Consider the following 12,780-nt stretch of genomic DNA (forward strand, 5'->3'; position numbering starts at 1 on the left):
AGCGTTGATTTCTGCGACGCCGCTGACAGAGCTACCGACAGCTCAGAGCAGCTGGTAGTCGCGCTCCTCGTGCTGGACGGAGATCCACTTGGTCTCGGTCAGTTCGTCCATGATCCACTCGCCGTTGTACCGGCCGAGGCCGGAGTTTTTCATCCCGCCGAACGGGGCGTTGGGTTCGTCCTGAATCGGGTGGTCGTTGACGTGGACCATCCCGGCGTCGATCTGGTCGGCGATGGAACGACCGTGTTCGATATCACCGCTGTAGACGCCCGCGGCGAGGCCGTACTCGGTGTCGTTGGCGAGTTCGACAGCTTCCTCGTCGGACTCGAACGGGATGACCGGAGCGACGGGGCCGAAGTGCTCGTTACAGGCCGCGGACATATCGTTGGTACACCCCGAGAGGACGGTCGGTTCGAGGAACAGGTCCTCGACCTCGCCGCCCGTTTCCAGCGTCGCGCCGGCATCGACAGTCTGTTCGATGAACGAGGTAAGCTGGTCGACCTGACTCTCGTTGATGATCGGGCCGAACTCCACGTCCTCGTCCAGCGGGTTCCCGATAGTCAGTGACTCCGCGTGTTCGACGAGCTTCTCGACGTACTCATCGTAGACATCCTCGTGGACGAGGTGGCGGTTAATCGAGATACACACCTGTCCCTGATGGCCGAAGGCACCGACGGAGCCGGCCTTGGCGGCTGCCTCGATGTCGGCGTCCTCGGTGACGACGAACGGTCCGTTGCCACCGAGTTCAAGCGCCGGGAGGGCGAGCGCGTCCCCGGCCTGACTGGCCACAGACCTGCCGACCGCCGTCGACCCGGTGAACGACATCACGCGGGCGGTCGGATGGCCGGCCATCCGGTCGCCGATGTCGGAGCCGTGGCCCGTGACGACGTTGACGACGCCGTCCGGGAGACCGGCTTCCTCGGCAATGTCGGCCAGCAGGAGCCCGCCGGTAATCGGCGTGTCCGTCGCGGGCTTGATGACGACGGTGTTCCCCAGTGCGAGCGCGGGACCGAGCGCCCGCGTCGTGAGGTGTAGCGGGAAGTTCCACGGCGAAATAATCCCGACGACGCCAGCGGGCTCGCGGACGATGTGATGGTCCTTATCTTCGTGATACATCGAATCGCGGACCTCTTCCTCCGGCGGGACCATTTCCAGTGCGCTCTGGAAGTCCGCCATGGCGAAGTTGGCCTCGGCAGTCGCTTTGGCCTGAACACTGCCCGACTCCGTCGCGAGCAGTTCGACGATCTCGTCGAGTCGTTCCTGCATTACCCCGATCATCGCCTGAACGTACTCGTTGCGTTCCTCGCGCGACAGCGCCGCCCAGTCGGACTGGGCCGCTTCGGCGGCCTGATAGGCGTCGTTGACGTCCCCCTCTGTCCCGGCGGGCACCGCCGCGATTTCCTCGCCCGTCGCGGGGTTAGTCACCGGAATCGTATCAGACGCTCCGGCGTCGCGCCACTCGCCGTCGATGTACAGTTGGCTCCACGCCGTCTGGCTATCTGGTTGTGACATTCCATGCTGTCGACAGCGCTACGGACTTTTAGCACTTTGGCAGCAGGCAAACGCTTAATTGAACCCCGGCCACAGATCCTATATGATCGATTACCTCGGTCTCGAAGGCGACCTCGGCGAGGAAGAGCGGATGGTCCGTGACACGGCCCGGGACTTCGTCGAGAACGAAGTCAAACCGGACGTCGGCCAGCACTGGATCGACGGGACGTTCCCGACGGACCTCATCACCGAGATGGGTGAACTCGGGTTCTACGCACCGAACCTCGACGGGTACGGGTTGCCTGGACTCAGCGAGACAGCCTACGGCCTCTTGTTACAGGAACTGGAGGCCGGCGACAGCGGCCTGCGCTCGATGGCCAGCGTTCAGGGTGCGCTCGTCATGTACCCGATTCACGCCTACGGCAGCGATGCCCAGAAGGAGGAGTGGTTGCCGGCGCTCGGCAGCGGCGAGCGGGTGGGCTGTTTCGGTCTGACCGAGCCCGAACACGGGTCGAACCCGTCGGCGATGGAGACGACGGCCGAGCGCGACGCCGACGGCTACGTCCTGAACGGCTCGAAGACATGGATTACGAACGCGCCCATCAGCGACCTCGCAGTGGTCTGGGCAAAAGTCACGTCCGCCGACGGCGACCCCGTGCGGGGCTTCCTCGTCGAGACTGACCGCGACGGCGTGACGACGAACAAGATCGACGAGAAGCTCTCGCTGCGCGCGTCAATTACGGGCGAGATCAGCCTCCAGAACGCCCGCGTCCCCGAGGAGAACGTTTTGCCGGGCGTCGAGGGCATGAAGGGGCCGCTGTCCTGTCTCACGCAGGCCCGCTACGGCATCGCCTGGGGGACGGTCGGGGCCGCGATGGACTGTTTCGAGACCGCCCACGAGTACGCCACTGACCGCGAGCAGTTCGGGAAGCCCATCGCCGGCTACCAGCTCCAGCAGGAGAAGCTCGCGGAGATGGCGACCCAGATATCGCTGGGCCAGTTGCTCGCCCACCGGCTCGCCGACCTGAAGGAACGCGGTGACCTCCGCCCGGAACAGGTGTCGATGGCCAAGCGCAACAACGCGCGGATGGCCCGCGAGCAGTCACGGGTGGCCCGCGAGATGCTCGGCGGCAACGGCATCACGGCTGATTACTCCCCGATGCGGCACCTGACGAACCTCGAAACCGTCTACACCTACGAGGGGACGCACGACATCCACTCGCTCATCCTCGGACACGATCTGACCGGCATTCCGGCGTTCGAGTAGGGCGGCCGTCGAATCTCTTCCGGTATACGGAACAGCCCCGCTGACACGAAACAGTACTTCTCAATCGTACGTGAGGTCGATCTTCAGCTCGCTGGCTTTCCGTTCCAGCAGATCGGGGTACGTCGATTCGATGTCGTCCTGGCTCACCCGGCCATTCGGCCCGAAGACGCTCAACGCGCCGATGAGGTCGTCCTCGTGGTTGTACACCGGCACGCCAGCCGCCCGCAGGCCGTCCATGTGTTCTGACATGTTGGTCGCATAACCCCGCTCGCGGACCTGTTCGAGTTCCTCGAACAGCGCGTCCCGGTCGGTAATCGTGTTCGCCGTCAACTCTTCGAGGGCAGTGGTTTCGACGAACTCCTCGATGCGTTCGTCGGGCCACTCCGCGAGGATGGCTTTTCCCGAGGCGAGCGCGTGCAGCGGCCGGCGTTTGCCGATCATCGTGTCGCTCTGCAGGGGATTCCGGCCGCCGGCCCGGTGCAGGTACACGCCCTCGAACCCCTCCTCGACCAGAAACAGCGCCCGCTCGTCGGTCTCTATCGCCAGTTCGATGACTTTCTGTTTGGCGACGATATAGCCCGGCCGCCGTATCCGCGGCGGTTCGCTGAGCTGCAGAAACCGCAGCGAGAGCCGGTACTCCCCGTCCTCCTCGACGAGATAGTCCATGTCGTGCAGCGTCTTGAGGTGCCGATACACCGTGCTCTTGGCCAGGTCCGTCTCCGCCCGAATCTCCGCAATTGTCGCGCCTCCCGCGTCCCGAATCAGCGCCAGAATCTCGAACGACGTCCGGGTCGTTGATACCTCGGACGTTCCGTTCTTGTTTTCGAGCATACGGAGTTGTGACCGCTTAGTGACATCAACGTTTCGCATAATCGACCATGATGGTCTGATAACTCGAACGCAATCAGTAGCCGTCCGCTGCTCGATTCCGCGACCGAACAGAACCTAACTTCTATTATCTCGCCGGAGCCAAGACAAGGTATGCCACAACTCAGCGCAGACGCCATCGAACAGCTCCGGGCTCAGTTCGACCGACAACTCGAGGTCGGACTGCACCACGGCGCACAGCTGGCGGTGTACGTCGACGGGGACCTCGTCGTCGACTTCGCCGGCGGTTCTACGGGCCCCGACGGCGACGAAACGACGCCCGAGACGCGTCACGTACTGTTCTCCTGTACGAAGCCGTTCGCCGGCGTCGGCCTGCACCAGCTCGTCGAGCAGGGCGAACTCGACTACGACGACCGGGTCGTCGAGCACTGGCCGGAGTTTGCCGACGACGGCACGCAGAAAGCATCGATTACAGTCCGGCAGGTACTCAGCCACACCGCCGGCCTCCCCTTCGGTGCGTTCGACGAACAGTACGAAAGCTGGGGCGACTGGGACGCCGTCGTCGCGGCGATGGAAGACATCGACCCCGTGTTCGAGCCCGGAACGACGCCGGCGTATCACGCTATCAACTACGGCTGGCTGGTCGGTGAACTCATCCGCCGCTGTAGCGGCCAGCCGGTCGAAGCATACGTCGCGGAGAACGTGTTCGGGCCGCTGGGAATGGACCAGACCGGTATCGGTCTGCGGGACGACGAGCCCGACGACGTGGCGACCCTGGCTGGCTACGAGGCGTTCGAACGGTGTCACGATATCGACGAGGGGCTCGAAGACCCTGCCGCGTACGCCGGGGCATACAATCAGGAAGCGATGCGCCGGACGGTGATGCCCGCGGCCAACGGCATCGGTACCGCCCGGGACATGGCCCGGTTCTACGCCTGTCTCGCCAACGGCGGGTCGCTGGACGGGACGCAACTGCTGACCGAAGCGACTGTCGACGAGGCGACCACGACTCACGCCGAAACCGAGTCCGACGGCACGCTATCGCGCCCGGCCCGCTACGGCCTTGGCGTCTGGACCGGCGGGCTGGCCGCCGATATGTTCGGGGCCGCCAGCAAAGAGCGCATGTTCGGCCACGCCGGCCTCGGGAGTTCGTTCGGCTGGGCCGACCCCGAACTGAACGTCGGGTTCGCGCTCGTCACGAACGGTATCCGCGACGAGTCCTTCGAACACGCCGCCCGCGTCGGCCAGCTTTCCGACGCCGTCCGACTGCTGTTACAGGACTGACTGCGCCGGTCTGGGGGTTGCCGTCGTAGGCATTCCTGATCGTTCGGGTCGATGTCCGTATCCCCGGTCACCATAGAGCTGGGCGACCCCGGTCTTTGTATGGCTCGGCACTGATCCTCCGATATGAACTTCCCCGACCGAGGCGACGTGGACCACCTTATCGACCCACAGCCGCTGCCGGGCTTCGCTCGCGTCCGGTACGAGCCGGAGACGGCCGCCGTCGACGACCCGTCGGCCGCGGCGCGGACCGAACTCGACCGCCTCGACTTTGACGGGCTGGAAGCGGGTGCGACTGTTGCCGTTGCCGTCGGCAGCCGTGGCATCCACCGTATCGACGACATCGTCGAGACTGTCGTTGCGGATATCCGTGATCGGGGCTTCGAGCCGGTCGTCGTCCCGGCGATGGGGAGCCACGGCGGGGCAACGCCCGAGGGCCAGCGCGAAGTGCTGGAGAGCCTGGGTATCACGGAGTCGCGCCTTGATGCCCCCATCGACGCCCGGATGGACACTGCACAGGTCGACACCGTTACTGTCGGTGACACCGAGTTTCCGGTCCACGTCTCGACGGCGGCACAGGAAGCGGATGCCGTGGTCGTCGTGAACCGGGTGAAGCCCCATACCAACTACAGCGGCCGCATCGAGAGCGGCCTGACGAAGATGACTGTCGTCGGACTGGGCAAGCAACACGGCGCGAAAGCGTTCCACTCGACAGCCATCAAGGAGGGGTACGTGGAGGCGCTGGAAACCGCACTCCCGGTTGTCGAGTCGGCACTGCCGCTTGTCGGCGGCGTGGCGCTGGTCGAGAACTTCCACGAGGAGACGGCCCACGTCGAAGCGATTCCCGCGGGCTCGTTCACCGACCGCGAGCCAGCGTTGCTGGAGCAGGCGTACGACGAGATGGCGACGCTTCCGGTCGACGACATTGACCTGCTCGTCGTCGACGAACTCGGCAAGGACGTCTCCGGCGCGGGGATGGACACGAACGTCATCGGCCGCTACCGCGTCCTCAACGCGCCGGACCCCGACGAGCCGGCGATCAAACTGCTGTACGCTCGCGGGCTCACCGAGGCGACGAAGGGCAACGGCAACGGCATCGGCTTGGCCGATATCACCCGCCAGGCTGCGGTTGACCAGCTGGACCTGCAGAAGACGTACGCGAACGCGCTCACCAGCGGGTCAACGGCGAAGGCGAAGCTCCCCCTCGTTGCGCCGGACGATGAGTTCGCCATCCGGACGGCGCTGTCCGCGCTCGGTGGCTACGACCCCGACACCGTCCGGATCGTCTGGATACAGACCACGCAGGACCTGTCCGAACTGCACGTCTCCGAGCCGCTCGTCGAGGACCTGCCGACCGCCGCCGAGGTTACCGGCCGCGAGTCGCTCACGTTCACCGACGGCACCGCGTCGTTTACCCGGGACTGACAGTCGGGTGACGACGGTCCCCGTCATGCATCTGGAACAATTTCTAACAACTGTACATCCGTTTCTCCGACTACAACATATTATACCAGTATTACTTTGGGCATGTGATTCGATCCGAACAAGCGGTGGACCTGAATACAGGCAGAGCTGCTGATAAAACTCTATATACTGTGATATTCGAGCGCTATCATCGTACTATCTGGAGATATATCCCGATTGTAGTTGTCGAACGGTTATATCTATGTGTTTTGCCAAATATACCTCCAAATGTCCGAAAACAACATCCCATTCGGGTATGAGTCCAGACAAACAGCCCATGTTCCTATCACGCCGACCGTGAGGTCGTCGCTGTGTCTGGTAGTCGCTCGGCGACAACCTCGATAGGATGCGGTGGAATCTCGTCGATGCCGTCCCGGTCGCCCAGTTGGGAGCGACAGGACCCGCCGGGCGCGACGACGCGGTCGCCGTCGCTCTCCTCGACCTTATCGAACAGCAGCCGGCCGATAGTCTTCGAGAGATCGTAGTGCTCGTCGTGGTAGCCGAAGCTCCCGGCCATGCCACAGCACGTCGAGTCCAGCGGGTCGACCTCGTAGCCGACGCGACGCATGACGCCGACGGCGTGGTGATCCTTGTTGGTCCCCTTCTGGTTGCAGTGGCCGTGATAGCTGACCGCCCCGGCGGCCCCGAGCGACCGGTCCTCGACCGGCAGCGCGTCGTCGAGCCGGAAGGTATCGAGATACTCCAGCACGCCGTAGGCGCTCTCGGCCATCCGCGAGACTTCGGGGCCGTCGAGCAGGTCGCGGTACTCGTCCTGGAACATCACGGCATCGGAGGGCTCGACGAAGACGATGTCCCACCCCTCTGTGACGCGGTCCGCCAGCCGGTCCGTGTTCGTCTCGGCTCGGTCGCGGGCCACGTCCAGCATTCCGGTGGAGTACGCCGCTCGTCCGGACGGCGCGGTGTTGTCCGGAATGGTGACGTGAACGCCTGCGGCTTCCAGCGTTTCGACGGCGGCCTTGCCGGCCGTCGGGTACGAGTAGTTCGTGTACGTATCGGGGAACAGCAGGACTTTGCGGTCGGCTTCGGCCCGCGAGACAGTCGAGCCACCGCGTGCATCGAACCAGTCTTGGAGTGTCTCTCGGCTGAAGGTGGGGAGTTCGCGCTCCGGCGCGATGCCGAACAGTTTCTGCATAACGGCCCGCGCGCCCGGAATGTCTGTCGCCCAGTTCGAAATCGGTGCCAGCGCCGACCCGAGCTTCGAGGCAGTGTCGATGTTAGCAAACAGGCGTTCCCGGAGGCTGGCCCCCTCCGCTTCGTGGTGCTGGTGTTTCAGCTCGGTCTTGAGTTTCGCCATATCGACGCCGGTCGGGCAGTCGCTCTTGCAGCCCTTGCAGCCGACACAGAGGTCGAGCACTTCCTCCTGGAAGCGGTCGGAGTGAATCTCGTCTTCATCTAGGTCGCCACTAATAGCCGACCGGAGGAGGTTCGCGCGGCCCCGTGTCGTCTGGACCTCCTCCTCCGAGGCGCGGTATGTCGGACACATCACGTCTCCGTCGGTCTGGCGGCAGGTCCCACAGCCGTTACACAGTTCGACGAGCTCCGAGAAGCCGCCTTCGTCCTCGAAGTCCAGCGTCGTCTGTGGCTCCAGAGACTGGTAGTCGGGCCCGTACCGGAGGTTCTCACGCATGTCCGCACCGACCCCTCGGTCGGCATCAGGGCCGATATCCGCCGGCCCCTCACGGTAGACGACGTTGCCCGGGTGCATCCACCACTGCGGATCGAAGGCCGTCTTGACCTGTTTGAACGCATCCCAGAGCGTCTCGCCGTACATCTTGGGCGTGAACTCCGTTCGGGCCATCCCGTCGCCGTGCTCACCGGAGAACGACCCATTGTGTTCGAGCACGAGGTCGGTCACGTCGTCGGTGATGGAGTGCATGTCTTCGATACCGGATTCCTCCTTCAGGTTGAGAATCGGGCGGATGTGGAGTGTTCCGGAGCCGGCGTGGGCGAAGTACGCGGCCGAGGTGTCGTGGTCAGCTAGCACAGCCTCGAACTTCTCGACGTACTCGGCCAGTTCGGCGGGCGGGACCGTCGCGTCCTCGATGAACGGGTACGGCTTGGGGTCGCCGTCCATGGACATCAGGAGCGGAATCGCGGCTTTGCGGAGCTTCCAGAGGTCAGCCTGGTCGGCGTCGGTGTAGGCTTCCACCACGTCAAAGGCCGCTCCGTTATCGAGGAACCGTTCGTTGGTCCGCGCGATGGCCGCCTCGAAGTCATCGTGCAATTCCGAGTCGTATTCGAGCATCAACGCCGCGGCCGCTCGGTCCGGAATCGGGTCGACGTACTCGGCGTAGCCGTCGGAGCCAGCTGCGAGCCTGAACATCTCGTCGTCCATCAACTCGACCGCGCTGACATCGTAGTCAAGCGCGACCGGGACAGCCCGCATCGCATCGGGAAGCGTGTCAAAGCAGTACAGCGCCAGCGCGGTCTCCTCGGGGACGGTCACCAGCGAAAGTTCGGCTTCGACAATGACCCCGAGGGTCCCCTCGCTCCCGACAAACAGCTTCGCGAGGTTCAGCACGCGCTCGCCGTCGTCGTTTTCGTAGATAACGCGGTCGAGGTTGTAGCCAGACACCCGGCGCTTGAGGTCAGGGTAGCGGTCCTCGATTTCGTTGGCGTTCTCCTCGACGACTTCGCGGACCGTCTGATAGATGTCGGCCTCGCGGTCGTCCTTGCTCACGATATCGTCCCACTCCGGCGAGTCGATGACGACCTCGCGGGCGTGGATGAGTGAGCCGTCAGAGAGGACGGCTTTCACCGCGTCTGTGTAGGCGTCGGTGATGCCGTATCTCACCGAGTGCGCGCCGGTGGAGTTGTTCCCGATGCCGCCGCCGACAGTGGCGCGGTTCGACGATGCCGGATCCGGCGCGAACTTCAGGCCGTACTCGGCCAGCGTGTCGTCCAGGTCGTCCTGCACCACGCCGGGCTGGATGTGCGCCGTCTGCTCGCCCGGCCGAATATCGAGGATACCGTCCATGTGCCGGGACAGGTCTAGCACGACACAGCCCGGGCCGACGGTCTGCCCGGCGAGCGACGACCCGGTCCCGCGGGGCAGTATCGGAACGCCGTGGCTCGTCGCAACCTCGACAGCCGCCCGCACGTCGTCGGTATCAGTCGGGTACACGACCCCGGCTGGTTCGGCGCGATAGATGCTCCCGTCCGTTGCGTACAGAATCCGGGCGTATTCGTCGAACTCGACCCCACCCGAGACCCGCGAGCGAAGCGCTTCCGCCAGGTCCCGGTACGCATCCACGTCCGGTCGGTCGAGGTCCAGTTCCTGTGCTGACCAGGTGTCCTCGACATTTTCGATCGCCATACGAGCATTCAGGAGTAATAATCATTAAAGTCTGTGGCATGCGGTCACAATTCGCTTTACGTAGCCCGCCAGCTATTTGACGCAGGGCACTGGAAGCGATGTATGGGCAATGCAAGCATCCTTCATATGTGCCTGAACGTGGCCGACGCCACAGCATCGATCGCGTTCTACGAGCAGTTCGGCTTCGAGGAGTCCTGGCAGTTCACCACGCCCGACGGCGAGACGACGAACTACTACGTGGCCGACGACAGCGGCGTCGAACTGCAACTGGCAGAAACGGACGGGGAGACGAGCTTCGAGATGGGGTCCGGCTGGGACCATCTCGCTCTCGGCGTGGACGATGTCGACGCGACGGTCGACCGCATCGATCATCACGGCGTCGTCAAAGAGCCCGGCCCACAGCCGGAGGCCGGCGCGTACACGGCCTTCGTCGCGGACCCCGACGGCCACCACGTCGAACTCATCGAACCGCTGGAAGACTGAACCACGCCCGCGGCGTTTCGAGTGACGAAATACTGAGGACGGCCGTTAGTTGCCGACAGCCGTGGCGCGTTCGACGATGTCAGTGCCGTACATCTCCGCCAGTTCCTCGTGCTGGTCCGGGCGGTGCTCGTACACGTCCTGGAACAGCGTGATGGGTGTCTGGGCGGCCTGGTAGGTCGCTTCGTCCCACATCCGGTCTTTACTGACCTCGACTTCGACGCCGTCGATGACCAGCGTCGCGGCCTGAGTCATCGCGATGGCTCCCTTGCCGGCCTCCTTCGCGGCCTCGAACTCCTCCATCGAGTCGACGATGTCGGTCATGCTGGGGATGTACGCGGTGCGGTCGAGCAGTTCCTCGGTGAGTTCGTCCTCGTCCAGTTCCAGCCGGTCACCGCCCGCCTGCAGGACGTAGCCGCCCTCGCCGTCCGTTTCCAGCGAGAGGTCGTCGCCGTCGTACACCTGCTTGCCGTCCTGTGCGTCGAGTTCGACCTCCTGACCGCCGACGTCGAGCAGCCAGCTCCCGGTCTTTGGCGGGAGAGGGGCCGTGTTCGCCTCCACGACTTGCCCCGGTGTCAGCGACCAGATGCCAGTCATCCCCTTCGCGCGGTTGTCCTTCATCCGCTCGCGGTACCCCTCGACGTCGCGGATATCGTCGTAGGGGCCGTCGACGGCGATAAGGCCGGCGGCGCTGGCACCGCGGGAGGTGTTGTGGCGCAGTTCCGGCCACGGCGGGAGTTCGCCGGTAGGCGTCATCGCGCGCATATCCTTCGTGTAGTCGACCTCGCCGTCGACGAGCAGGAACATACGTTCGAGGTTGTTCGAGGGCTTGCCCATCTCCTCGCGCAGGTCGCCCATCGCCAGTTCGGCCTCGCCGCTCTCGACGATGACCGACATGGAGAGGCTCCCCTCCTCCAGTCCGTGCTCGTGCTCGATGATGGTGAAGAACTCGTCGGCCTTCTTCCAGTCGTCGATGTCGCCGACCTCCGGGATGACGAAGCCGTCGATGTGCTCGACCGCACCGTTTTCGGGGTCGGTAATTTCGAGCATCTGCTGGAAGCCCTGATAGCGGGTCGTCGGGGACTCGCGGTGCCAGACGACGCGCGGGTGGATCTCGCCGGGGAACTCGGCACCCTGTTCTGAGACCACTTCGATGATGTTCTCGACGCCCTCCTCGCGCATGTTCGGTGCCGTCGCGTCCTCGTTGTCCGGGACCCAGACATCCGGGGCCTGCAGGCCGCGGAGCTGGCCCGCGCTTCGCAGCATCTTCGCTGAATCGTCCTCCCCGTCGACTGCTGTTGGAGAGGTAAAGAACGTTCTGACGAACTCGCGGTCGTAGTGTCGTTTCACACTCATAACTCGTCTCAAAGAACCCGACGGAACCGCTTAAATCTACCGTCCACTATCGACCGAAACATCGACGAGAGCGGTCGTTCCACCGTCTTTCAGCGGATTCGGAAATACGAAATATGTATGCTATCTTTTCTTTCACTACTCGTGCGCCCGGACGACACAACGGTCGGCGGTGCACACCGCTCTGTCGATATCTCGCGACCGTTCAGTCGCCACATCACGGAGCCCCCGGCGACTTCGGTCGCTGGCTTCGCGCTATTGAACCCACCTTTCCGTTTCGTATTTCCGAATGCCTGTGACGGTCGTAGAGACTGGTGACGCCCACTTCGCCGTGCGTCAAGCCTCGGAAGCTACCGTAGAGCGATTGTCACAACCGATACGGCAATTTTATTCGAGCGGCACCAGAACTGGTGCCTAATGACACGGGCAAAAACGGACTCGGTCCGGGCGACGCAGACCTCGCTGTCGGTCCTCTCGGGAATCAAAGACCTCGGCGGGAGCGCCACGCTGGTCGAACTCGCCGACTCGCTGGACCCGGCCAAGAGCACGATATACAAACACCTGGTGACGCTGGAAGACGAGGGACTGGTCGTGGAACGGGACGGCGAGTACCGCATCGGGCTCCGGTGGCTGGAGTTCGGCGGCATGGCACAGCGCTACGACGGCATCTACGAGGTGGCAAAGCCCGAGGTCAGACGGATGGCCGTCGAGACCGGCGAACTGGCGAACCTGATGATTGAGGAGCAGGGCTACGGCATCTACATCCACACCACCAGCGGCGACCAGGCGGTCGCGCTCGATACGCGCCTCGGGAAGCGCATCCACCTCCACAAGACCGCTATCGGCAAAGCGCTCCTGTCGAGTTTCGACGACGACCGGGTCGCGGAAATCATCGAGACCCGCGGGCTGCCGGCCGAGACGGACAACACCATCACAGACCGCGAGACGCTGTTTGCGGAACTGGAGACGATCCGGGAGCGCGGGGTCGCCGATGACACCGAGGAACGGGTCGACGGAACCGGTTGTGTCGGGGTCCCCATCGACACCGGCGACCGGCGCGAGGCCGCCATCAGCATCACCGCGCCCATCAACCGGTTGCAGTCGCCGGGCCGCAAAGCACAACTCATCGACACGGTGCAACAGGCCGCTAACGTCATCGAAGTGAATCTGGCTCACGAATAACCGCTCTGTCTGTTGTCTCGACAGATACACCGAGTTCCGTCGCCGACGGTTGGCCGGTACTGGAAGAATCTAATACCAGTACAGTTGTTATTCGACG

At 63.9% G+C, this 12,780-nt stretch carries 9 protein-coding genes; 5 read left to right on the forward strand and 4 right to left on the reverse strand.

The features are described 5' to 3' along the window. Positions 1-42: 42 nt before the first annotated feature. A complete protein-coding gene (locus Har1131_RS05400) occupies positions 43-1,512 on the reverse strand; it encodes an aldehyde dehydrogenase family protein (protein WP_050037004.1) in 1,470 nt (489 codons plus the stop codon). An 82-nt stretch (positions 1,513-1,594) separates the two neighbouring features. Here Har1131_RS05400 and Har1131_RS05405 point away from each other — a divergent pair, with 82 nt between their 5' ends. Further along, complete coding sequence (locus Har1131_RS05405; RefSeq protein WP_064288806.1) at positions 1,595-2,758, forward strand: acyl-CoA dehydrogenase family protein; 1,164 nt, start codon at positions 1,595-1,597, stop codon at positions 2,756-2,758. Between the two features lie 60 nt (positions 2,759-2,818). On the opposite strand, the gene Har1131_RS05410 is transcribed toward Har1131_RS05405, so the two are convergent. Next, on the reverse strand, positions 2,819-3,589 hold the full coding sequence (locus Har1131_RS05410) for an IclR family transcriptional regulator (RefSeq protein WP_014041168.1): 771 nt from the start codon (positions 3,587-3,589) through the stop codon (positions 2,819-2,821). Positions 3,590-3,739: 150 nt separating this feature from the next. Here Har1131_RS05410 and Har1131_RS05415 point away from each other — a divergent pair, with 150 nt between their 5' ends. Together Har1131_RS05415 and Har1131_RS05420 are read left to right on the forward strand one after the other, a co-directional pair. Further along, positions 3,740-4,870, forward strand: coding sequence for a serine hydrolase (locus tag Har1131_RS05415; RefSeq protein WP_151145395.1), 1,131 nt, complete (start codon positions 3,740-3,742; stop codon positions 4,868-4,870). Positions 4,871-4,993: 123 nt separating this feature from the next. Then, positions 4,994-6,292: a DUF362 domain-containing protein gene (locus tag Har1131_RS05420; protein ID WP_151145399.1), complete on the forward strand. Its 1,299-nt coding sequence runs from the start codon at positions 4,994-4,996 to the stop codon at positions 6,290-6,292. A 325-nt stretch (positions 6,293-6,617) separates the two neighbouring features. Here Har1131_RS05420 and Har1131_RS05425 read toward each other — a convergent pair whose 3' ends face one another. Next, a complete protein-coding gene (locus Har1131_RS05425; RefSeq protein ID WP_151145402.1) occupies positions 6,618-9,668 on the reverse strand; it encodes an FAD-binding and (Fe-S)-binding domain-containing protein in 3,051 nt (1,016 codons plus the stop codon). Positions 9,669-9,770: 102 nt separating this feature from the next. On the opposite strand from Har1131_RS05425, the gene Har1131_RS05430 reads away from it, so the two are divergent. Then, a complete protein-coding gene (locus Har1131_RS05430) occupies positions 9,771-10,151 on the forward strand; it encodes a VOC family protein (protein WP_011223955.1) in 381 nt (126 codons plus the stop codon). A gap of 45 nt (positions 10,152-10,196) precedes the next feature. Here Har1131_RS05430 and aceB read toward each other — a convergent pair whose 3' ends face one another. Further along, positions 10,197-11,504, reverse strand: a complete 1,308-nt coding sequence (gene aceB, locus Har1131_RS05435) for a malate synthase AceB (protein ID WP_014041163.1) — start codon at positions 11,502-11,504, stop codon at positions 10,197-10,199. A gap of 414 nt (positions 11,505-11,918) precedes the next feature. Here aceB and Har1131_RS05440 point away from each other — a divergent pair, with 414 nt between their 5' ends. After that, a complete protein-coding gene (locus Har1131_RS05440; protein ID WP_050007058.1) occupies positions 11,919-12,683 on the forward strand; it encodes an IclR family transcriptional regulator in 765 nt (254 codons plus the stop codon). Positions 12,684-12,780 lie beyond the last annotated feature (97 nt).

Origin of the sequence: Haloarcula sp. CBA1131 (assembly GCF_008728975.1) — an archaeon.
In the GTDB taxonomy this organism is placed as follows: domain Archaea; phylum Halobacteriota; class Halobacteria; order Halobacteriales; family Haloarculaceae; genus Haloarcula; species Haloarcula hispanica.